This is a genomic window from Vibrio sp. 10N.222.49.C9, from assembly GCF_041474985.1.
Classification (GTDB): Bacteria; Pseudomonadota; Gammaproteobacteria; order Enterobacterales; family Vibrionaceae; genus Vibrio; species Vibrio crassostreae_C.
Genome location: NZ_JBFRVD010000199.1, coordinates 1 through 292 on the forward strand (window position 1 = coordinate 1; position 292 = coordinate 292).

At 49.0% G+C, this 292-nt stretch carries 1 protein-coding gene; it reads left to right on the forward strand.

Annotation, left to right across the window (positions count from 1 at the left end; all coding sequences use genetic code 11):
* Positions 1 to 292, forward strand: a 292-nt coding sequence (locus tag AB4585_RS22735; protein ID WP_372171070.1) for an exonuclease domain-containing protein, incomplete at both ends; no start/stop codon positions are given.

Consider the following 292-nt stretch of genomic DNA (forward strand, 5'->3'; position numbering starts at 1 on the left):
GAAATATGCGCAGTAACCCTGGCTATGGATGAAAACGGAGACTTGCACCCAGCGAGTACCCTGACTTTCCAAGTAGAACCATTTGAAGGAGCGAATTTAGAGAAGGAAGCACTCGAATTTATTGGAATGCGTGACCCTTTCAGCCCGTTGCGTGGGGCCATCCCAGAATCAGAAGCACTGAAAGAGATCTATAAACTGGTCCGTAAAGAACAAAAGCAAGCCGGTTGTAGCCGAGCGATCATCGTGGCGCACAATGCCGCCTTTGATCATGGTTTTGTCTCTCAGGCTAGTG